At 35.3% G+C, this 19,577-nt stretch carries 21 protein-coding genes; 15 read left to right on the top strand and 6 right to left on the bottom strand.

From position 1 onward, the window contains the following. Positions 1–531: 531 nt before the first annotated feature. The 4 genes from SLH46_RS18565 to SLH46_RS18550 are packed head-to-tail and all read left to right on the top strand — an operon-like array spanning position 532 to position 1,518. Entirely contained in the window at positions 532–927 is a 396-nt protein-coding gene (locus tag SLH46_RS18565) for a hypothetical protein (protein WP_320282717.1), read from the top strand. A 22-nt stretch (positions 928–949) separates the two neighbouring features. Then, the gene (locus SLH46_RS18560) at positions 950–1,147 is read left to right on the top strand and encodes a helix-turn-helix domain-containing protein (protein WP_320282716.1); all 198 of its coding nucleotides are present in this window, start codon (positions 950–952) and stop codon (positions 1,145–1,147) included. A gap of 1 nt (position 1,148) precedes the next feature. Further along, on the top strand, positions 1,149–1,367 hold the full coding sequence (locus tag SLH46_RS18555; RefSeq protein ID WP_320282715.1) for a hypothetical protein: 219 nt from the start codon (positions 1,149–1,151) through the stop codon (positions 1,365–1,367). Then, positions 1,354–1,518, top strand: coding sequence for a hypothetical protein (locus SLH46_RS18550; protein WP_320282714.1), 165 nt, complete (start codon positions 1,354–1,356; stop codon positions 1,516–1,518). The genes SLH46_RS18555 and SLH46_RS18550 overlap by 14 nt, the downstream gene beginning before the upstream one ends. Before the next feature lie 226 nt (positions 1,519–1,744). On the opposite strand, the gene SLH46_RS18545 is transcribed toward SLH46_RS18550, so the two are convergent. Further along, a complete protein-coding gene (locus tag SLH46_RS18545; RefSeq protein ID WP_320282713.1) occupies positions 1,745–2,362 on the bottom strand; it encodes a recombinase family protein in 618 nt (205 codons plus the stop codon). Between the two features lie 243 nt (positions 2,363–2,605). Between SLH46_RS18545 and SLH46_RS18540 the strand changes: the two genes are divergently transcribed. The 6 genes from SLH46_RS18540 (at position 2,606) to fabD (ending at position 10,920) form a co-directional block, all read left to right on the top strand. After that, positions 2,606–3,550, top strand: a complete 945-nt coding sequence (locus tag SLH46_RS18540; RefSeq protein ID WP_320282712.1) for a hypothetical protein — start codon at positions 2,606–2,608, stop codon at positions 3,548–3,550. 163 nt (positions 3,551–3,713) lie between these two features. Then, entirely contained in the window at positions 3,714–5,279 is a 1,566-nt protein-coding gene (locus tag SLH46_RS18535; RefSeq protein WP_320282711.1) for a BspA family leucine-rich repeat surface protein, read from the top strand. Between the two features lie 177 nt (positions 5,280–5,456). After that, positions 5,457–7,082, top strand: a complete 1,626-nt coding sequence (locus SLH46_RS18530) for a VCBS repeat-containing protein (RefSeq protein WP_320282710.1) — start codon at positions 5,457–5,459, stop codon at positions 7,080–7,082. 248 nt (positions 7,083–7,330) lie between these two features. Continuing rightward, complete coding sequence (locus tag SLH46_RS18525) at positions 7,331–9,193, top strand: recombinase family protein (RefSeq protein WP_320282709.1); 1,863 nt, start codon at positions 7,331–7,333, stop codon at positions 9,191–9,193. Between the two features lie 180 nt (positions 9,194–9,373). Continuing rightward, the gene (locus tag SLH46_RS18520; protein WP_320282708.1) at positions 9,374–9,898 is read left to right on the top strand and encodes a DedA family protein; all 525 of its coding nucleotides are present in this window, start codon (positions 9,374–9,376) and stop codon (positions 9,896–9,898) included. Positions 9,899–10,032: 134 nt separating this feature from the next. Continuing rightward, positions 10,033–10,920, top strand: a complete 888-nt coding sequence (gene fabD / locus SLH46_RS18515) for an ACP S-malonyltransferase (RefSeq protein WP_320282707.1) — start codon at positions 10,033–10,035, stop codon at positions 10,918–10,920. A gap of 72 nt (positions 10,921–10,992) precedes the next feature. Here fabD and SLH46_RS18510 read toward each other — a convergent pair whose 3' ends face one another. Continuing rightward, on the bottom strand, positions 10,993–12,351 hold the full coding sequence (locus SLH46_RS18510) for a sigma-54-dependent transcriptional regulator (protein ID WP_320282706.1): 1,359 nt from the start codon (positions 12,349–12,351) through the stop codon (positions 10,993–10,995). Between the two features lie 269 nt (positions 12,352–12,620). Here SLH46_RS18510 and SLH46_RS18505 point away from each other — a divergent pair, with 269 nt between their 5' ends. Continuing rightward, entirely contained in the window at positions 12,621–13,361 is a 741-nt protein-coding gene (locus SLH46_RS18505) for a flavin reductase (protein WP_320282705.1), read from the top strand. Positions 13,362–13,367: 6 nt separating this feature from the next. On the opposite strand, the gene SLH46_RS18500 is transcribed toward SLH46_RS18505, so the two are convergent. After that, a complete protein-coding gene (locus SLH46_RS18500) occupies positions 13,368–13,604 on the bottom strand; it encodes a CDGSH iron-sulfur domain-containing protein (protein ID WP_320282704.1) in 237 nt (78 codons plus the stop codon). A gap of 35 nt (positions 13,605–13,639) precedes the next feature. Between SLH46_RS18500 and SLH46_RS18495 the strand changes: the two genes are divergently transcribed. Continuing rightward, the gene (locus SLH46_RS18495; protein ID WP_320282703.1) at positions 13,640–14,752 is read left to right on the top strand and encodes a lactonase family protein; all 1,113 of its coding nucleotides are present in this window, start codon (positions 13,640–13,642) and stop codon (positions 14,750–14,752) included. Between the two features lie 2 nt (positions 14,753–14,754). Here SLH46_RS18495 and folE read toward each other — a convergent pair whose 3' ends face one another. Next, positions 14,755–15,378, bottom strand: coding sequence for a GTP cyclohydrolase I FolE (gene folE, locus SLH46_RS18490; protein WP_320282702.1), 624 nt, complete (start codon positions 15,376–15,378; stop codon positions 14,755–14,757). A gap of 186 nt (positions 15,379–15,564) precedes the next feature. On the opposite strand from folE, the gene mqnB reads away from it, so the two are divergent. The 3 genes from mqnB (at position 15,565) to SLH46_RS18475 (ending at position 18,281) form a co-directional block, all read left to right on the top strand. Next, positions 15,565–16,251 carry a futalosine hydrolase gene (gene mqnB, locus SLH46_RS18485; RefSeq protein ID WP_320282701.1) on the top strand — a complete coding sequence of 229 codons (687 nt, stop codon included), beginning with the start codon at positions 15,565–15,567 and terminating at the stop codon, positions 16,249–16,251. 333 nt (positions 16,252–16,584) lie between these two features. Continuing rightward, a complete protein-coding gene (rfaD, locus tag SLH46_RS18480) occupies positions 16,585–17,550 on the top strand; it encodes an ADP-glyceromanno-heptose 6-epimerase (RefSeq protein ID WP_320282700.1) in 966 nt (321 codons plus the stop codon). 53 nt (positions 17,551–17,603) lie between these two features. After that, positions 17,604–18,281, top strand: a complete 678-nt coding sequence (locus tag SLH46_RS18475) for a lysoplasmalogenase (protein ID WP_320282699.1) — start codon at positions 17,604–17,606, stop codon at positions 18,279–18,281. Between the two features lie 50 nt (positions 18,282–18,331). Here the strand turns inward: SLH46_RS18475 and SLH46_RS18470 are convergent, their stop codons facing one another. Both SLH46_RS18470 and SLH46_RS18465 read right to left on the bottom strand, forming a co-directional pair. Next, positions 18,332–18,739: a hypothetical protein gene (locus tag SLH46_RS18470; RefSeq protein ID WP_320282698.1), complete on the bottom strand. Its 408-nt coding sequence runs from the start codon at positions 18,737–18,739 to the stop codon at positions 18,332–18,334. Continuing rightward, positions 18,736–19,302: an RNA polymerase sigma factor gene (locus SLH46_RS18465; RefSeq protein WP_320282697.1), complete on the bottom strand. Its 567-nt coding sequence runs from the start codon at positions 19,300–19,302 to the stop codon at positions 18,736–18,738. The genes SLH46_RS18470 and SLH46_RS18465 overlap by 4 nt, the downstream gene beginning before the upstream one ends. Positions 19,303–19,577 lie beyond the last annotated feature (275 nt).

Here is a 19,577-nt window from a genome sequence, read left to right as displayed (position 1 = left end):
TTCTGTATCAATAATTACAACGAAACTTTGGGAGTCTAAATATACTGAATATCAACAGTATTTATTTGATAGAATTAGGACTTTAAAAGAAGATATTCTTACCCCTATGGGATATCGTAGTATATCAAAGTTATTGAATAGTGAAGGTTACAAAACACCTTTCGGAACACCTTTTACGAATTCAAAAGTATTCAGTATTTATCAAAAAGGTTTAGTACGATTGGAAAGAATCAACAGGGAAGATATTGTTGAAGTTGGTGATGTATTTATTGAACCAGTTTGATTTTTGATTATTTGTAAACTTACATATCGAGACTTCTTATTTTCTGATTTTACTACATTTTTTCATCAATTCCTTTACGTTTTTTTTATTCTTCACTATTTATAAGTAGATGTTGGAAATTCCACCAACACGTTCCTATGAGAGTAGGTAAAAGGTAAATAATACCATACATCAGATTCTAAAAGTAGAGATTCAATCTCTACTTATTATCTATCGTATGTTTAATCACTAACATCAACTGACTTAATATGAATAGAATAGGAGTACTTATAAGAAAATGGAATTATGGTTTCAATGGGAAGAAACATAATCCTTCACGTAAAAATCTGAATAAACAGATATTGACTTTACACAGAAAGTTAAAAAAGAAGGATAACATATATACTGAATATTCTATTGAGAAAGACCCAGATACCAGTAGATACCATGTACACCTTATCATTCACTACAACTATGAGAACAACCTGAATAATAGATTATCCAACTTCATCGGTGGTACAGAATGGAGAATACGTACAAATACCAAAGGGTCATTCAATGAATGTAACGGTAAATATGGATTTGTACATACTGACAATCTAAGAGATGAATTGAAGTATAGAGAATACATAAACAAATATGAATTGTCAACAACACTTGTATAAATGAAAATAGGAGAAATTATAAATGAATACACTAAAAGAACGAATCAGTAAAAAAGAGTTGATGAAAATGTATGGTGTTGATAGAACCACCATCGAATCGTGGGTAAAGGAAAGAGGACTCCCAATGATTGAAATTTCATCTCATAAAAAATACGTCAGACGAGAAGATTTAATCGAGTTTGAGAACAAGATGATAAAGAACAAAATAGGACTAAAATAGAATGAATAAATTAAGAAAAAAGGTAGTATCAAAGGTTATCTTACAGTTAGATAAACACATACTGAAATTACTTTCAGAGGATGAAGTTGATGAAGATAAACTTACCACATTTTCAGAGGTTCGTTCAGAATATGTTCTTGAATTACAATCAATTATTAAATCGGAAAATACCAGTGAAATGTTTGATAGGAAAAAGTACAATAATTATGAATCCCGATAGAATCACAAAAATTCAAAATATCATTTCTGAATTGGATGTTTTAATTTCAGAATTAAAAGAAAAAGGTGATGAAGTAGGTATTCAACGTTGTTCAGAAGTAAAGTCGGGTTACATTGAGGATTTGAAGAAAATGAATATCACAGATTATTAATAGTTCAATTCTACCAATCTATCAGAACTTAAAAATGATATTTCAACCTATTGGAAATTCAACTATTTCAATGTGTCAAAATTCATACTTCCAAACTCATCATTGAGTTCAAAATACTCCATTAATCCAACCACAGGTTCATCCTCAGGATTAATGGGAGTTTTCTCACTCATTCTTTGATACCATAAATCTCGGTTTTCTTCTTGTAATTTTTGTGGAGTAGAATTCATCCTTCAACGTGTTGAGGTTTATAATTACGTTTAACTTTATCGATGGTGGAGAAACTACACCTACAACGGAAAGAAATCTCTTTGTGGGTGTATCCGTTCTCTAAATCCTTGATAATCATTTTTGATTTCGGTTTGGAGAGGAATTTTTCGATGGATTCTTTCGTGTTAACCATCCTTCCACGATATTTTCCTTCGAGTTTTCCTTTTTCAATCCCTTCTCTCTGACGTTCAAGAATCATCTTTCGTTCAAAATCCGACATCGTCGAAAGAATTGAAATCATGAGTTCTGAGAACATATCTGTTTTACCCTCATCATTTATATTCTGAAAGTTGGGATTTCTACAAACGATTTTGATACCCTTATCGGTTAACTCCTTCCATACATTCAAAACTGATAGAGTATTTCTACCCAGACGGTCAATCGAGTGAACGGTCAATGATGTCAATTGATTATTATCCATTAGTTTTTTAATCTGAGAACCTTTGGGACGTTCCCAAATATCGATTGAACCCGAACAATAATCTGTGAACACATAATCGAATCCATTTAAATTATCCATCTGACGAGAAATATTTTGGTCAGTTGTTGAAACACGTGAGTAGAATACCTTCATTTTGATACTGTTTATAAGTGTAATGATTTTACTCTAAAGTAGTAAAAAATATTGAGACAAACGACAGTTTATCAGTCTCTTGTGTATACCGGTCGAATGATACTCTAAAGGAGTATCAGAAAAAAATAAACATCATTGATGAACCACTAAAATTGGTTACTTTTTATGAATCATATTCGGGTTTCAACTATTCATAATATTTCCTATCTTTCTAAAAATATTTGACCACCTTTATCTAATGTTATGAACCGAATAATTTTACCCGTACTCTTTCTTATTTCACTGAATAGTTTTTCACAGACTTATGAATCTAAAAATAGAATTGTACCATATTTTATTGATTACTGGGTTCATGATTATTATGGAAACGGTATTGAGGTAAATATGGGTACTGGTAAAGAATATGGTTCTCCACCATGGTACTCTCAACGAAACAACTTGGTGGGAAATGTTAAAAGAACAGAATTGAAAGAGTTTAACGGAGAAATTAAGTTTGGAGAATTTGAAAGAGGAAAGATAAGTAAATCTACCATAAGTCATTTCGTTGACGAAAACAAGATGACTGAAAAGTCGGTATTTGATAATGAAAATAATCTTATGAATAGAACCACATATACACATAATGACCAAGGGAATCAAATAGAGAGTTATGTTTATAATTCAGAAAACAAATTGACTTATAAGTACACGTTTGATTACAATGAAATAGGTAATCAGATTGAAAAGAATTGTTACGATTCATCCGGTCGTATACTAAGGAAATTAAAACTAAAATTTGATGATGATGGAACCCTTATTGAGAGTAAGGATTATAATTCTGATGGTAAATTGTTTAGTAAATCATCGTATGAGTTAGATGAAAATGATAATTACATTGAGTTGAATCTTGATAATAAAGAAATATCGGAATTGTCTAAGAGGTATAAAAATTGGTATAATTCGATGGGTGATGTCATTGTTAAAATAGATTATTCAGACATTCCAGATAGAAGGGTTGAATATATATATGATCGGAACAGAAATCTCATCTCCCAAAAGTCATTTCACGTAAATCCTCTTAAAACATTTTTAATTGAGGATAAACGTTTTGAATATGAGTATGACGAAGTTGGAAATTGGATTAAAAAATACAGTTATTCAAACGATGTTCAAAATGGTTATTCTGAGAGAACTATAATCTATTATTAAAGTAGATTCCTCAATCGTAGATAAAATAGGTTCTTTGTAACTGTGAAAAAACTTTTTCATCAAATCCCAGGATAGTTCACTTTCATATCGATGTCGACTTTTTTCAGTATGGAAAACCACAAAAAATAGTAAGTTTGATTTTAAACCAGAAAAATCAAAACTGATGAAACGAATACTTTTGTTACTCCCAATTTTAATTCTATTTGTTAACTGTAAAAAAGAATATACTCTTTCAACTTCTATTACACCTGAAGATGGTGGAACTGTAAATCCATCTGGTGGTTCATATGAAGAGGGAACTTCTGTTCAACTTATAGGGACACCATCCGAAGGTTTTCAATTTGTTGAATTCAAAGGGGATTACTTTGATAATGTGAATCCAACTACTATTATCATGAATTCTGATAAACATGTAATAGTTGTTTTCGAAGATGTCGATGAAGACAATGATGGTGTTTATGACGATAAGGATTTGTGTCCCAATACTCCACAAGGAGAAGAAGTTGATGAAAATGGGTGTTCAATTACACAAAAGGATACTGATAATGATGGGGTAAGTGACGATAGTGATATTTGTTCAGACACACCCTATGGAGAGACTGTTGATGACAATGGTTGTTCAGATTCTCAAAAGGATACGGACGGGGATGGAGTAATGGACAACATCGACTCCTGTCCTAATACTCCACTGGGAGAAGAGGTAGATGAAAATGGTTGTCCCGATTCACAGAAGGATACGGATGGTGATGGAGTGATGGATAATATAGACCAAGATAATTCAACAAGAAGTGGAGTTCCTGTTGATGAAAATGGTGTAATGTTAAATCCTATTTATTTAGATGATAATGGAGTTACTATTAAATCAGAAGAATGGGGTGAAGTTGGTGATGTAGGTGATATAAATGGAGTGGAATATACTGTTATTAGTGAAGAACAACTAAGAACAATGATTAATGAAGATGAATATTCAACTAATATTTGTACTTCTAAAATTACTGAAATGTCCTATATGTTCTATGATTCACCATTTAACCAAGATATTTCTTCTTGGGACGTAAGTAATGTGACCAATATGAGAGGAATGTTTGAACAGTCACCATTTAACCAGGATATTTCTTCTTGGGATGTGGGTAAGGTGACTAACATGTGGGGAATGTTTAGTTGGTCACCATTTAACCAAGATATTTCCTCTTGGGATGTGAGTAATGTGACTCATATGACAAGTATGTTTCAGGAATCATTATTTAATCAAGATATTTCCTCTTGGGATGTGAGTAATGTGACTGATATGAGAGTGATGTTTAATAACTCACCATTTAACCAAGATATTTCCTCTTGGGATGTGAGTAGTGTGAATGAAATATCAGGAATGTTTCAACAGTCACCATTTAACCAAGATATTTCCTCTTGGGATATTACTAACGTGGTTGATATGTCAATGATGTTCAGTAATTCATCGTTTAACCAAGATATATCTAAATGGGATGTAAGTAATGTGATTAACATGAATGGTATGTTTAGTTGGTCACCCTTTAATCAAGATATCTCTTCTTGGGAAGTAAGTAATGTGACTCAAATGTCAGAAATGTTCCGTTTTTCTGAATTCAATCAAAATATTTCTTCTTGGGATGTGAGTAAAGTATGGAATTGTAGTTTGTTTTCAGAAGGAACATCTCAGTGGATTCAACCAAAACCATACTTTACCAATTGTGATTGTGGTTGTGATTAGTTTATAATTCCAAATGGTAGTGAAATATTGATTTCATTAGGTTTTTTGTAACTGTGAAAAAAACTTTTTCCTCAAATCCTAAAATAGGTGGTTCTTATATCGGGAGTGACTTTTCCAGTGTGGAAAAACGACAAAAAGTATTAAGTTTGGATACAAACCAGAGAAAAACCAAAACTGATGAAAAACCTCTTTATTTGTTTCCCTTTTCTATTATTCCTGATTTCATGTTCAAAACAACCAATCGAATACACCTTAGAGGTTAATGTGACACCACAAAATAGTGGAACAGTAACTCCTTCAAGTGGTATTTATGAGGATGGTACTACTGTTTCTATTCAAGGTACACCATTTGAAGGGTTTATATTCAAAGAATGGACTGGAAGTGTAAGTGGAAGTACAAATCCGATTACAGTTTCAATGAATTCTGATAAAATAATTGTAGGTGTATTTGAGAAAAAACAGTATCCGTTAACTATAACAATTGAAGGTGAAGGGACTGTTACAGAAGAACTCATACAAACCAAATCTACAATTTATCCTCATGGGAGTGAGGTTGAACTTACCGGAGTACCAAGTGATGGTTGGAAATTTGTTGAATGGAGTGGAGATGTTACAAGTAATGAGAACCCAATCACGATTAATATTGAAAATGAGATTTCGGTACATGTTAAGTTTGAAAAAGAATGTATGGAATCATACTCACTAATCGATTTAAAACAACCGTCTTATTTTACCAATATTCTATTTCATCCCCCTAATATCCTCGAAATTCTATCAACTTATGATGTGAAGGGATATGATTACGGAATGGATAAAATAAGTATTGATTATAATCGAGATGGTTATTTGGATTTTATTGGTTTTTTCAATGATTATGGGACATACAATAGACATCCTTTAAAGTTCTTTGTTAGTGATTGTTATGGTAATTTGACAATTGACGAAACTAATTCGGATAAGTTTTTGGGGATGATACATGGACGAAAAATATTAAATGGTGATTATAATAATGACGGGTATCCAGATATCTTTTTCTTGGGACATGGATATGATTCAGATCCATTCCCAGGTGAATATCCTTTATTGTTATTAAGTGATTCAAATGGTAGTTTTAACGAAATGAGATTTACAGACTATGTTGGGTTCTTTCATAGTGGATGTTCTGGAGACTTCGATAATGATGGAGATTTAGATGTTGTAGTTTGTGACCCTCAATCTCAAAATAGTCTCGTATGTATAAATTCTGGAAATGGAGACTTTGAGGTAAACAGAAATATAATTTCTGATTACAAAAATAATGGTTGTTATACATCGGAATTATTTGATATCAATAATGACGGTAATTTGGATTTGTTTCTGTCTGGTTCTGATTTTGATGAAAATAATCCCCCATCGGTAATTGTATACGGGAATGGTAAGAGTTTCAACAATAATATAGTTGAAATTCTTCCAACTGTAACCGGTTATGGAATTTGTGTAGATATTGATTTTTATGATATAAATTCAGATGGGAGTACTGAAATTATAATGAATAGGACTGGAGATCCTGTTAATGGTAATGGATTTTATACAGGATGGTATATTCAAGTTCTGGAGAGAATTAATGGTGAATTTGTGGATTCTACTGAAAAATTCATTAATGATTACTATTCTGAGTCAGAAAATTGGAATACGTGGATGTATATAGATGATTTTGAAAAGACTGGTCAAATAGAAATGAGAAGTTCTGGACACCCAGATATCAATCATCATAATTATGTAAGTTGGAAATTAACGGATGGTAAATTTCTCAGAGTAAATTAGGTTTCTTGTAACCAGAGAAAAACTTTTTCCTCAAATCCCTAAATAGATGGTTTTTATATCGACCTTGACTTTTTCCCTTTGGGGAATTAAAAGAAATCTGATATCTCATGATGGTGAAGATTTTCAGGTATTAATCCACTTTCAAATAAATCTTTCAATTCTTTAGGAAGGAAAATTGGTTTGACGGTAAGACGTCATTTCTGGAATTACTATATTTGAAATAATGTAAGACTATTAAACTTACCCCTATGAGTAATAATAAAATTGGGATACTTCTTAGAGTTAGTTCAAAAGTTCAAGAAACTGATGGAACGTCACTGGATGTTCAAAAAGATTTGGGTATTAAATTATCTAATCAATTAGGATTTGAACCTGTAATATTTAATGAAGGTTCACAGAGTTCTTTCAAAGTCGAAATCAATCAAAGAATTAAATTGGTTGAGATGTTAGATGAAATACAAAAGAAAAATGGTATTCGTAGAATTTGGGTTTTCAATACCGATAGACTTGGGAGGTATTCAAATAGTTGGTATTCGATATTAAAAGTATTCTTAGATTATTCTGTTGAATTATATGTTGGTGAATCACAAAAACCATACGACTTTAATAATCCAAACGATAATTTTTCAATTGGAATACTTTCATTGGTTTCCCAATATGATAATGAATTAAGACGATTAAGGAGTGTCATGGGGAAGAGGAATTCATTACGGAATGGGAATACATTTGTTGGTGGAACAATTCCTTTTGGATATTCACTTAAAGGTAGAATGTTAGTTCCAAATGTGGGTGAATCGAAAGTCGTAAAGAAAATGTTTGAGATGTATAAGGATGGAAAATCCACAGTACAAATCAAAGTGTATTTAGATACTAAAACAGAATATAGACCAAAACGAAGTAAAGATGGATGGAACTTGGGTACAATTCAAAAGATGTTGGGAAATACTTTATATAAAGGGTTTCAAATATGGGATTGGAAAGAGTATATAGGTGGAGAACAAAAGATTGTTGAATCAATTAAGGTTAAAACCCCACAACTTATTTCAAATGAATTATGGGATAGTGTTCAACTGAAACTTCAACAAAATATGAAAAATAGAAACGTTGAAAAAGTTAACACATCATTGTTTGATGGATTATTATTCTGTAAAAGTTGTAAGGTGAAACTTTCAAATGTTCAGAAGAAAAGTAATCCTAATCCATTATATAGTTGTAGAAGTGTAGAGTATAAATGGAAGAATCCTAATAAATGGGGTAAAAAACATTCGGAATGTACCTTAAAGAAGAGTTTACGAATTGAAGAAACAGATAATAGATTATTACATCATATTATCACTCTATTGAAGGAATCAAAAAAAGTAAGAGAGGATTTTAAGGTTAAAAACCTATCTCCAAAGTTTGAAAAAGTTGAGAACATAAAAAAGGAACGAAATAACAGAACCAAAGTTTTAAATGAGAAGAAGAGATATTTGACTAAACTGGAAGATAATTTAGTTGATATCGAATTTCAGATTATTACGAGTCAAATAGAATCAAACAAAGGGAAGAAATTGATTAAAAAGATTTCAGATTTGATTTCAGAAGTGGATGAAGATATAAGAAGATTAGAACGAGAGTTAAAGATTTACACTAATTCTACCCAGTGGATTGATTGGTTGAATAGAATGTATTTGGAAATAGATAGTGTTGAAAATCTACCATTAGAAAAACAGAAAACGTTTATCAATGAATATATAGAACGAATTGATGTTGAATATTTACCCAAATTACAATCACATAAATTCTATTTTGAATTTAAGTATCCAATTATTGAAGATGAGATTATAATTGATGGAGTTATTAATGGGAAAAGAAATTATAAAATCAAAGATGGTTCAACTAAATCTTCCGTTAGTCTTCCATATCAACTCAGTCGGAATCTAATAAAAAAGGAAAGAAAGAATGAATTGATTAAAATTATAACTGAATTAAGAATTGAACAATCATTATCATTAAGTGAGACTTGTGAAGAATTGAATAAAAAACAGATTTTAACTCCTACAAATAAGTTATGGGATAAACCTAAGTTATCTTCCTTTATTAAAAATATGAAAGTTGATGTGGGAAAGTAGGTAGGGGTAAGGTTTACCATCCCACAAAATTAAACCATTACCGTGGAGTAGTTCGGTTATCCCTTTAAACAGTTCACATAACGAGCTTTTGAAGTTGCTTGTCGATAAAATTAGAAGCATTCAATCATTTGCGTAACTTTACTATCAGATTATTTATTGACTTTTAAACCTGTTTTATAAATGAACGGCAAAATAGCAATACCCAAAAAGTTCTATTTTATCTTGTTTGCATCGGTTATTGCTATTTGCCTGTTCTCGTTCACCATCGGCCGCGAGCTCTACGCCGATAAAACAGAAAGTATTTTTTCGTTTGGGCTCATTCACTTTTCCGGCTATCTGTTCTTTTTGCTCATGCCGGTTGAGCTGGCTTTTATCTACTATTTGCCTTTTTACTCCGGATTTGATTTGATTGCAGCAGCGCTGGTAACCGCCATTGGTGCTCAGTGTATCGATTATATAATTGGCCGCTTGTTGCGCCCCAATAAAATAATAGAACTGATGGGGCAGAAACGGATAGCCAAAGCAGAAGGTAAAATAGAAAAGTTTGGTATGCTCACTATTTTTGTATTTAACTTGTTACCACTTTCGTCACCTGTAATTGCTCTGGCCGCCGGAATGCTTCGGTATAATTTTCGCCGGTTTTTACTTACAAGTACATGTGGGCTTTTATTAAAATACCTCGTTATTTTCTGGATTTTTTCTTAATTCTCGACCCGAATAACCTGATGTTCGATTCTGTTTCATAAAAATTGTCAAATTATTGGCAATGGTGCATAAAAGGATTTTGTCCTTATAAATTTAAGTTAACTTTGCCGCCGGATTTTTAAAAACAAAAAATTATGAAGGCATTTGTATTCCCTGGTCAGGGAGCTCAATTCCCGGGAATGGGAAAGGATTTATATGAAAATTCTGCTGAAGCAAAAGCATTATTCGAAAAAGCAAATGATATTTTAGGTTTCAATATTACCGATATTATGTTTGAAGGTGAAGTTGAAGATCTGAAACAAACAAAAGTAACTCAACCTGCGATTTTCTTACACTCGGTATTATTGGCAAAAACCTTAAAGGACTTTGCTCCTGATATGGTTGCCGGTCACTCTTTGGGTGAGTTTTCGGCATTGGTTGCCAACGGAACACTAAACTTTGAAGATGGTTTGAAACTGGTTGCACAACGTGCAATGGCTATGCAAAAAGCATGCGAAGTTGAGCCATCAACAATGGCTGCAATCGTTGGTTTGGAAGACGACGTTGTTGAGGCTGTTTGTGCCGAAATTGACGACGTAGTGGTTCCTGCAAACTACAACTGTCCTGGACAGTTGGTAATTTCAGGTTCTGAAGCCGGAATTGACAAGGCTTGTGCATTGTTAACTGAAAAAGGTGCAAAACGTGCGTTGAAACTGGTAGTAGGTGGTGCTTTCCACTCACCGTTTATGGAGCCAGCACGCGAAGAGTTGGCTGCAGCTATTGAGGCAACTACTTTTAATCAGCCAACTTGTCCGGTTTACCAGAACGTGGATGCAAAACCGGTTTCTGATCCAGCAGTGATTAAAGAAAACCTTATCGCTCAGCTTACTGCTCCTGTAAAATGGACACAGATCGTACAAAATATGATCGCCGATGGTGCTAGTTCTTTCACTGAAGTTGGTCCGGGTAAAGTGTTACAAGGATTGGTGAAAAAAGTGGATCGCAAAATGGAAACTGTTGGTGTTAACAGTTACGAAGGATAGATTACATTCATTACAAAATAAAAAATCCCGGACTTAACTGGTCCGGGATTTTTTTATGCTTTAATACTCAGATTAATTCATGTGTTTTTGCAGCATTCGGTAGATCGTCGATTTACCGATTCCTAATTTTGATGCTACCAGACGAACATTCTGATTGTATTTATTCAAAAAGAATTTTACGATTTCGTTGTTGTATTCTTCCAGTGTTTTTTCCTGGGCAAGCAGGTTTTGTACACTTTCGTCAACGTTCATATTCAGGTGACTTGGTTTTATCACATCGCGGCTGCACATTACACAAGCCAATTCCATAATTGCTTTCAGCTCACGTATATTTCCCGGATAATGATAATTCGACAACATCTGTTTTGCTTCAGATGATAATGTTTTCTGTTCCATATCGTTATCGCGGCAAAATTCATCGACAAAAAACTTTGCCAGTAAAATTTTGTCGTTGCCACGTTGGCGCAATGGCGGAATTTCAATTGGCAGACCCAGTAAACGATAATAAAGGTCTTGTCTGAATTTATCCTCAGCCGACAAAGTAGCAAGGTTTTTATGTGTTGCGGTTATAATCCTGACGTCCAGCTGAATATTATCGTGACCACCCAATCTTACCAGTTCGCGTTCCTGTAAAACACGCAGTAACTTCGCTTGCAGGTTTAGGTTTAAATCAGCAATTTCATCAAGGAAGAGTGTTCCGCCGTTGGCCATTTCAAATTTTCCGATCTTTTGAAAATCTGCTCCTGTAAATGCTCCTTTTTCATGCCCGAAAAGTTCGCTTTCAATTAAACCGTCGGGAATAGCCGAAACGTTTACCGCCACAAACGGTTTTGCACTGCGTTTCGAATTATAATGGATGCCCTTTGCCACGAGTTCCTTACCGGTACCGGTCTCTCCCGAAATTGAAACCGAAATATTGGTCTGGGTAGCTTTGTTCATCAGCTCGAAAACATGTTCAATTTCGCGGCTGTTTCCTTTTATCAAACTCTTGAAATTGTATTTCTCTTTAACCGCCTCCTTCAGGTTGGTGTTTTCGGTTTTAAGCTGATCAGTTTTATAAATATTCTTGATAATATGACTAAGTTTTTCCCTGGTGTCGGGGGCTTTCATAATATAATCGTAAGCCCCGTTTTTCATAAGCTCAATAGCTGTGGAAATGTTGTCTTGCGCCGAAATTACAATGACATGTGTATTAGGGATTTTGTCCTGAATTTTAGCTAAGACCTCTTTTCCTGTCATGTCAGGAAGCGTATAGTCGAGCGTTACAACGTCGGGTTTTTCACCCATTGCGTTTATGAAGTCGGTTCCGTTGTGGAATACTTTAACTTGTAAATTATCATCGAGAAGTTGTTTTTTTAAGACCCTTGCATAAAGTACATTATCTTCAACGATAAATACTTTGTATTGGGTTTTGATTTTTTGGTTGGCCATTTTCTTGTATTTAGAAGGATTAAAAATAGTGAAATGTAAGAATTACACAAAAAATATGTCCAAATTTTGGAATTAAAAGCAGTTATTCCCAAAAATAAATGAATTGTCACGATTCTCTCGATTCTAACGTTCAATATATTGACCTTTCGTTTATCATCGGTTTAATGTTATTATGAATTACAAACGGCGAAAAATAATCGCGCATACACCCCGGTAGTTTTAAAATGTATTGTTACATTTAGACAAATGAATCTCAAAAAATAACATCTATGAATTTTTCCGCCTTTCATAAACTTACATATGGCCTTTATGTTATTGCGACCGAAATCGATGGTAAAAAGTATGGTTACATTGCCAATACTGCCTTTCAGATAACGGCTAATCCTTCAAAAATTGCAATTAGCTGCCATAAAAACAACCACTCGGCGCAGAAGATAATCGACAGTAAAAAATTCTCAATTTCCGTGCTGAAAAAAGAGGTTGATACCTCGTTGATAGGAAAGTTTGGTTTTATGTCGGGAGCTGATATTGATAAGTTTCAGGGGGTTGAAACCATTGTGGCAAAAACCGGAGCACCAATTGTTGTTGACTCATCGGTTGCCTGGTTTGATTGTGAAGTATTGGATTACAGCGATGTGGGATCGCACCTTTTAATTATTGCAGAAGTTGTTGATGGTGATAAACTGTCGGACGAAGAGCCGCTTACATACGCTTATTACCATGCAAAATATAAAATGCTTTCTCCGAAAAATGCACCGACCTACATCGATAAAGACAAATTGGAGGATGAACCGGAGCCGGTTATATACGAAGAAGTAGAGGAAGAAAAACACGAGCACACCAAAAGTGCCGACGGAATTTATTCCTGCAATATTTGTGGATTTCAGTATGATCCGGATGAGGGAGATCCATCGATGGGAATTCCCCCGGGAACGCCTTTTGAAGATGTGCCGGATGATTGGAAATGTCCTCTTTGTAACGCTTCAAAAGACGATTTTACGAAAGTTTAGTTTTTGCTAAAGTGTCCGGTGTGTACCGTCGCAAAATGGTTTATTGTTCGAGTGCTTGCACTGGCAGAGCCAAACTTCCTTTTTCTCTTCAATGTTGAAAGGTAGTGGCGTAAATTCCGATCCCTGGTGAGAACCGTCGCAGAAAGGTTGGTTTTTACTTTTTCCGCAAGCGCACCAATAATAGGTGCCGGGTTCAAGAGTAAGTGCTTTTGGTGCTTTTGCAGCTATTACAGGTTTTTTCATAATTTTTAATTTTAGCGTTCATTAAATATACAAATATGTTACGTAATATTTTGTTTAGTTGCCTTTTAATTTTTCTGATTGTTGCTACCGGAAGTGCACAGGAAAAGCAGCTTTTTTATGTTGGAACTTTTACTTCTGAAGGAAGTGAAGGAATAAATTATTGCAGTTTGAACACCGAAACCGGAGCGATAGAATTGCTGACAACTTTTAAGGGGATTGATAATCCGTCTTTTTTACGATTAAGCCCTGATAAGCAATTTTTGTACACGGTATCGCGAACTACTCCTGAGGTTGAACCGTCGGGTGGTTATGTAGTTGCCTACAAACTCGATGAGTGGGGTGGACTCCACTTTTTAAATAAACAGGTTTCACACGGAAGCGGTCCTTGCCATATTGATGTTTCACCCGATAGAAAATATGTGGCAATAGCAACTTATGGTGGCGGAACAACTTCTGTGTACCCGGTTAAGGAAGATGGAAGTATTGACAAAGCTTTGACAACGATTCGGAATACCGGTAAAAGTGTGCATCCAAACCAGACGCAACCACATGCCCATTCGATTAAATTCGCAGCAACAGAACCGAGCATCTTTAGTGCCGATTTGGGTACCGACCAGTTAAACATTTTTCATTTCGAGGATGGCAACCTGGGGCGTTACGAGCAGGAATTTGTAAAATTGCCAGCCGGTTCCGGACCAAGACATTTTGTTTTTCATCCAACCGAAAAAGTAATTTATGTGATAAACGAGTTGAATTCAACTGTTTCGTGTATTCGGAAAGTAGATGACAGCTGGTCGATATTCCAAAACATATCAACACTGCCTAAAGATTTTGACGGTGAAAGTTACTGCGCCGATATCCATTTTTCGAAAGACGGACAGTATTTATACGGTTCCAACAGGGGGCACAATTCAATTGCTGTTTTTAAAGTGAATCCCGACCAGAAACTAACATTTTTAGGAACGGTTCCGGTGGAAGGCGACTGGCCGCGAAATTTTGGAATAACACCCGATGGTAAATGGATGTTAGTGGCCAATCAGCGTAGTCATAACATTACCGTGTTTAAAATGAATGCGGAAACAGGAATGCCTGAATTTAGCGGGAAACAAATTCAATTGCCTGCACCGGTTTGTATTGAGTTTCTTTAGTTTTAACTCAGTTTTGTACTGATCAGTTTTATAAATTCTTCGCGTGTAGCAACTTTTTCGAAAGCACCTGTAAAATCAGAGGTTGTTGTAATGGAATGTTGTTTTTGTACGCCGCGCATTTGCATACAAAGGTGTTGTGCTTCGATAACAACGGCAACTCCCAGCGGTTTTAAGGTGTCCTGAATACAGTCTTTTATTTGTGTTGTTAAACGTTCCTGCACCTGTAATCGGCGGGCAAATACATCAACAACGCGGGCAATTTTACTTAATCCTGTAATGGTTCCATTAGGAATATAAGCAACATGCGCTTTCCCGATAAACGGAAGCATGTGGTGTTCGCACATCGAATAAATCTCAATATCCTTAACGATAACCATCTGCCGGTAGTCCTCTTTAAACATTGCCGATTGAAGAATCTCAACCGGATCCATCTGGTAACCCTGCAGTAAAAACTGCATGGCTTTGGCAACGCGCTCCGGTGTTTTGTCGAGGCCTTCGCGCGAAGGATCTTCACCAACAATCTCTAAAATTTCTTTGTAATGGTTTGAAAGTTGTTCAGTAGCTTTCTCGTTATACCGGTCGGTTCTTTGGTATCCGTTTGAGTCGTTATTCTTTAATGAACACATTTTTGTTAAAATTTTAATCGTTACAAAGATTAACTTTTTTTTATAAAAACAGTATGAATGAATAAGTGGATTTGAAAAGCACCGAGAAGAGAACTTGCTACATAAGCAAGTATGAAATACAGAATTAGTATTACAGTGGACATCGTATAAGAATTATAGGAAACGGAAAATTCAAACATAAAGTGTATGGAGATTTTGATTGTAGCAGCTACTACAATGGAAATAAAATTGATTGTTGATGAGCTGGAGAAAGTAGAGGAAGAGAGTCACTTTGTAAAATCCTATCGATTAGCAGGATTAAACATCGATATCTTGATATCGGGTATTGGAAGCTCGTTTACCACATTTCACTTAACCAACGCTCTTCGCGAGAAAAAGTATGATAGGGTAATTAATATCGGATTGGCCGGAAGTTTAATACAGGAGTTAAAGATTGGCGAGGTGGTTAATGTAGTTAGCGAAGAATTTGCCGACCTGGGAATTGAAAAACAGCATGAATTTCTTACACTCTTCGAATCGGGATATATTGGTGTAAATGATTTTCCGTTTCAGAATGGACTGCTAAAAGCAAGCGATTCTGCCGATTGGATCAATCTGAAAAAGGTAAAAGGGGTAACAACGAATAAAAGTTTCGGACGCGATACGAGTATTGCTGAAATGCGCGAAAAATTTACGGCTCATGTGGAGTCGATGGAAGGAGCAGCGGTATTTTATGTTTGTAACTGGATGGGCGTAAGTTGTTACCAGATTCGCTCCATATCGAATTATGTTGAACCCCGTGATTCGGCAAAATGGAATATTCCGTTGGCACTTGTAAACCTAAAAGAAGCATTGATTGGCATATTAAAATTTATACAGGTTCCCGTATCCTGAAAATCATAAAGCTTCAAATTCATATAATTTATATAGCGGTTTCTTTTTTACTAAAGTTGCATTTGATGAAGTAACATTATGTTTTGAAGGCTTTTTGTCCCAAAACACAAGCGGCACGTATGGATTCGGCGCGAATTGTCTGATAGAAACATCAGTAAAGCAACCAAATTGGCTTCTGTTGCATCTGTTTTTATAGAATTCTTTGGCAATTCAAAAAAGTTAAATTTATTTTGCGCAGCGTACAATAAAAAGCACCGTGGTTAGTTTACTATAACAAAAGCCACAATTTCAGAAAACAGAGTTTTTTGCTGTACCAAACGAAACCGCGTTAACATGATAGTTGTAACAGGAGCAGCCGGATTTATCGGTAGTTATTTAGTAGGAAAACTTAATGAAGCAGGGTATAAAGACCTGGTATTGGTAGACAAATTTGATGATCCGTGGAAGGATTTAAATTTGTTGAAAAAAGAGTACCGGCAGTTTATCGATCGCGACGAGTTTTTCAAATGGCTGATTAAAAATGCACAGGAAGTGGATTTTATTTTTCACTTGGGTGCACGAACCGATACCGTAGGGCAGGAGCCAGAACTCTATCAGCAACTCAATTTAATTTATTCGCAACGTCTGTGGAACATCTGTTCCGAAATTCAGGTGCCGTTGTTATACGCATCGTCTGCTGCCACCTATGGTAACGGAGAAGAAGGTTTTTCAGACGAACATAAAAAGATTCAGGATTTACGCCCGCTTAACCTATATGGTTGGTCGAAGCACGATTTTGATGTGTGGGCATTAAAACAGTTTCGTACGCCGCCTTTTTGGGCAGGTATGAAATTTTTTAACGTTTACGGGCCAAACGAATACCATAAAGGACGAATGGCATCGGTGGTTTTGCATGCTTACAAAACCATAAAAGAAACCGGACACATGCAATTGTTCCGCTCGCACCATAAAGCCTATAAAGATGGCGAGCAAAGCCGCGATTTTATTTACGTGGAAGACATTGCCGATGTGATGATGTTTTTTATGGAAAACCAGGATAACTCAGGCATTTACAATGTTGGTACCGGAAAAGCGCGTTCTTTCCTCGATCTGACGACTGCTGTTTTTAACAGTATGAAATTAAATCCTGATATTTCGTTTATTGATACACCAGTTGATTTACGCGGAAGGTACCAGTATTTTACAGAGGCCGAAATGCAAAAACTGCGCGATGTAGGTTACAAAAAACCGTTTGTTGAACTGGAAGCAGGAGTGGAAGAATACGTCAGCAGGTTTTTGATGGAGGAAGCTTGTTTTTAGGTTTGGTTTCATTTTTACCCGATAAATCTTATTTTTACCTCAAACAATGATCGATGAAAAAGTTACTTCTTCACCTCGTTTTTGTTGTTATCGTTATTGCTGATTTGGTTGGAGAGTATTTGCATGATCCGCAAATCGACCACATTGCAAAACCTCTTATTCTGATCTGGATTGCCGGGTATTTTCTTATCCATTCAAAAAATATCGATAAAAAGGTAGTAAAACTGGCACTGACTGGATTTTTATTCTCGTGGATTGGCGACTTGCTGATGATGTTTGCCGCCGAATTTACGTTTTTTGTGTTGGGTATTGCGTCATTTTTAATTGCCCAGATTGTATACATATTTTTATTTCTGCGCACCATCGATCTCTCCGGTAAGATGCCCTTTTTAAAGAAAAAGCCGATGTGGCTGATTCCATACATGGCTTTCGGATTGATCGTCTATATTATACTTTTTCCGCACCTCGACAACATGCTTCGAATTGCCATTTTTGTGTATATGGTAGCCATTTTATCAATGTCGGCAATGGCCCTGAACCGTTTTGGAAACGGGCATCCCATTAGTTTCAGCCTGGTCTTTGCCGGCTCGGTACTTTTTGTTGTATCCGATTCGATGATTGCTGTAAATCGTTTTCTTGTTGAAATTCCTTATGAAGGTTTGCTAATAATGACAAGCTACATTGCTGCTCAGTATTTAATAATGTTAGGACTATTAAAACAATACGAATAAAAAATCCCGACTATTCAGCCGGGACTGTCAATCAATATCTTTGTCGCTTTTTAAGCAAAAATTTTACTGTTCGAGGCTATAATTTTGTCGATAAATATTAAAACCGAAACGGCAATCGTAATTCCGGCAATGCTTAACGGTAATGTTCCTAATTTACTGAAGAACGAATCGTAGCCTTCGGTTAATCCTTGTCCTGCCTCTGGTAATAATTGACCTATTTGGCTGTCGGCCTGCATACCGGTGTTGCTTACAACGAAAATGGCAGCCAGTAACACCACAAAAAGTATCGAAATAATCCAGAAACCTTTTCCAAGTATCTTTTGCGATTTAATTTGTTCGAGTGCACTATCTTCCTCAAAAATCTTGTTCATTACCTGCACTGTAAAATCAGAACCCGGTTTTTCCAGTTCCATATTCTGCAGAAATGCTTTTAATTTTATGTCTTCCAGCTCGTTCATAATATAGTGTATAATTCATCCTTCATTAATTCATTTAAAATAGTATAGAGCTTTTTACGGGCTCTGAAAAGCTTCACTTTTGTATTGCTCTCCGATAGTTTTGTCACTTTGCTGATCTCCTCGATCGACTGTTCCTCGAAATAATACAAAAGTATCAGTGTATATTCATCTTCCGGAAGTTTATCCATGGCGGCTTTAATGGCCTGTGCTCTGTTTTCTTCCGGAATTCCATCCAGGTTCATTTCTTCGGCTTCGTCGGCAATTTGCACATCGTCGGTCGATGCAAAATGCATTTTTCGTTTCCTGACTTCCGAAATACAATTGTTATACGTAATTCTGTAAAGCCAGGTCGAAAACTTTGCATTTCCTTTAAAAGTGTGCAACGATTTGTAAGCTTTTATAAAACTTTCCTGTGCCATTTCCTCGGCGTCTTCACGATTTTTAAGAACTTTCATTGCAATGGAAAAGACAATATCCTGGTATCGTTCAACGATATACGAAAAGTAATTGGTCTGTCCGGCCTTTACTTTTTCTATGTAATAGATGTCATCTTTTTGCTCCATTCGCTCTTTTGACGTAATAATGAATTACAGGTTACAAGTTACAAAGAAAAAGTTTCTCGCAGATGGCGCAGGTTACACAGATAAAGCCTTTTCACCACAATAGGCACAATAGAAATCATTAGTTTTTTGAGAGGGAATTTATTGTTTCACGCGGATTACGCTGCTATCGCAAATTCAATTAATAATAAAGGAGGCGTATATAAATAGATGATTTCTACTCTGTCTTCCTATAGTATTAAAATCCGCGTTTATCTGCGAAACCTGAGAGAAAATTC

Origin of the sequence: Draconibacterium sp. IB214405 (genome assembly GCF_033963885.1) — a bacterium.
In the GTDB taxonomy this organism is placed as follows: Bacteria; Bacteroidota; Bacteroidia; order Bacteroidales; family Prolixibacteraceae; genus Draconibacterium.
This window is presented reverse-complemented; position numbering and strand designations above follow the sequence as displayed.

Coding starts and splice junctions, on each gene's coding strand:
- SLH46_RS18565 (WP_320282717.1), top strand. CDS start 532: ATGAATAGAATAGGAGTACTTATAAGAAAATGGAATTATGGTTTCAAT.
- SLH46_RS18560 (WP_320282716.1), top strand. CDS start 950: ATGAATACACTAAAAGAACGAATCAGTAAAAAAGAGTTGATGAAAATG.
- SLH46_RS18555 (WP_320282715.1), top strand. CDS start 1,149: ATGAATAAATTAAGAAAAAAGGTAGTATCAAAGGTTATCTTACAGTTA.
- SLH46_RS18550 (WP_320282714.1), top strand. CDS start 1,354: ATGAATCCCGATAGAATCACAAAAATTCAAAATATCATTTCTGAATTG.
- SLH46_RS18545 (WP_320282713.1), bottom strand. CDS start 2,362: ATGAAGGTATTCTACTCACGTGTTTCAACAACTGACCAAAATATTTCT.
- SLH46_RS18540 (WP_320282712.1), top strand. CDS start 2,606: ATGAACCGAATAATTTTACCCGTACTCTTTCTTATTTCACTGAATAGT.
- SLH46_RS18535 (WP_320282711.1), top strand. CDS start 3,714: ATGAAACGAATACTTTTGTTACTCCCAATTTTAATTCTATTTGTTAAC.
- SLH46_RS18530 (WP_320282710.1), top strand. CDS start 5,457: ATGAAAAACCTCTTTATTTGTTTCCCTTTTCTATTATTCCTGATTTCA.
- SLH46_RS18525 (WP_320282709.1), top strand. CDS start 7,331: ATGAGTAATAATAAAATTGGGATACTTCTTAGAGTTAGTTCAAAAGTT.
- SLH46_RS18520 (WP_320282708.1), top strand. CDS start 9,374: ATGAACGGCAAAATAGCAATACCCAAAAAGTTCTATTTTATCTTGTTT.
- fabD (WP_320282707.1), top strand. CDS start 10,033: ATGAAGGCATTTGTATTCCCTGGTCAGGGAGCTCAATTCCCGGGAATG.
- SLH46_RS18510 (WP_320282706.1), bottom strand. CDS start 12,351: ATGGCCAACCAAAAAATCAAAACCCAATACAAAGTATTTATCGTTGAA.
- SLH46_RS18505 (WP_320282705.1), top strand. CDS start 12,621: ATGAATTTTTCCGCCTTTCATAAACTTACATATGGCCTTTATGTTATT.
- SLH46_RS18500 (WP_320282704.1), bottom strand. CDS start 13,604: ATGAAAAAACCTGTAATAGCTGCAAAAGCACCAAAAGCACTTACTCTT.
- SLH46_RS18495 (WP_320282703.1), top strand. CDS start 13,640: ATGTTACGTAATATTTTGTTTAGTTGCCTTTTAATTTTTCTGATTGTT.
- folE (WP_320282702.1), bottom strand. CDS start 15,378: ATGTGTTCATTAAAGAATAACGACTCAAACGGATACCAAAGAACCGAC.
- mqnB (WP_320282701.1), top strand. CDS start 15,565: ATGGAGATTTTGATTGTAGCAGCTACTACAATGGAAATAAAATTGATT.
- rfaD (WP_320282700.1), top strand. CDS start 16,585: ATGATAGTTGTAACAGGAGCAGCCGGATTTATCGGTAGTTATTTAGTA.
- SLH46_RS18475 (WP_320282699.1), top strand. CDS start 17,604: ATGAAAAAGTTACTTCTTCACCTCGTTTTTGTTGTTATCGTTATTGCT.
- SLH46_RS18470 (WP_320282698.1), bottom strand. CDS start 18,739: ATGAACGAGCTGGAAGACATAAAATTAAAAGCATTTCTGCAGAATATG.
- SLH46_RS18465 (WP_320282697.1), bottom strand. CDS start 19,302: ATGGAGCAAAAAGATGACATCTATTACATAGAAAAAGTAAAGGCCGGA.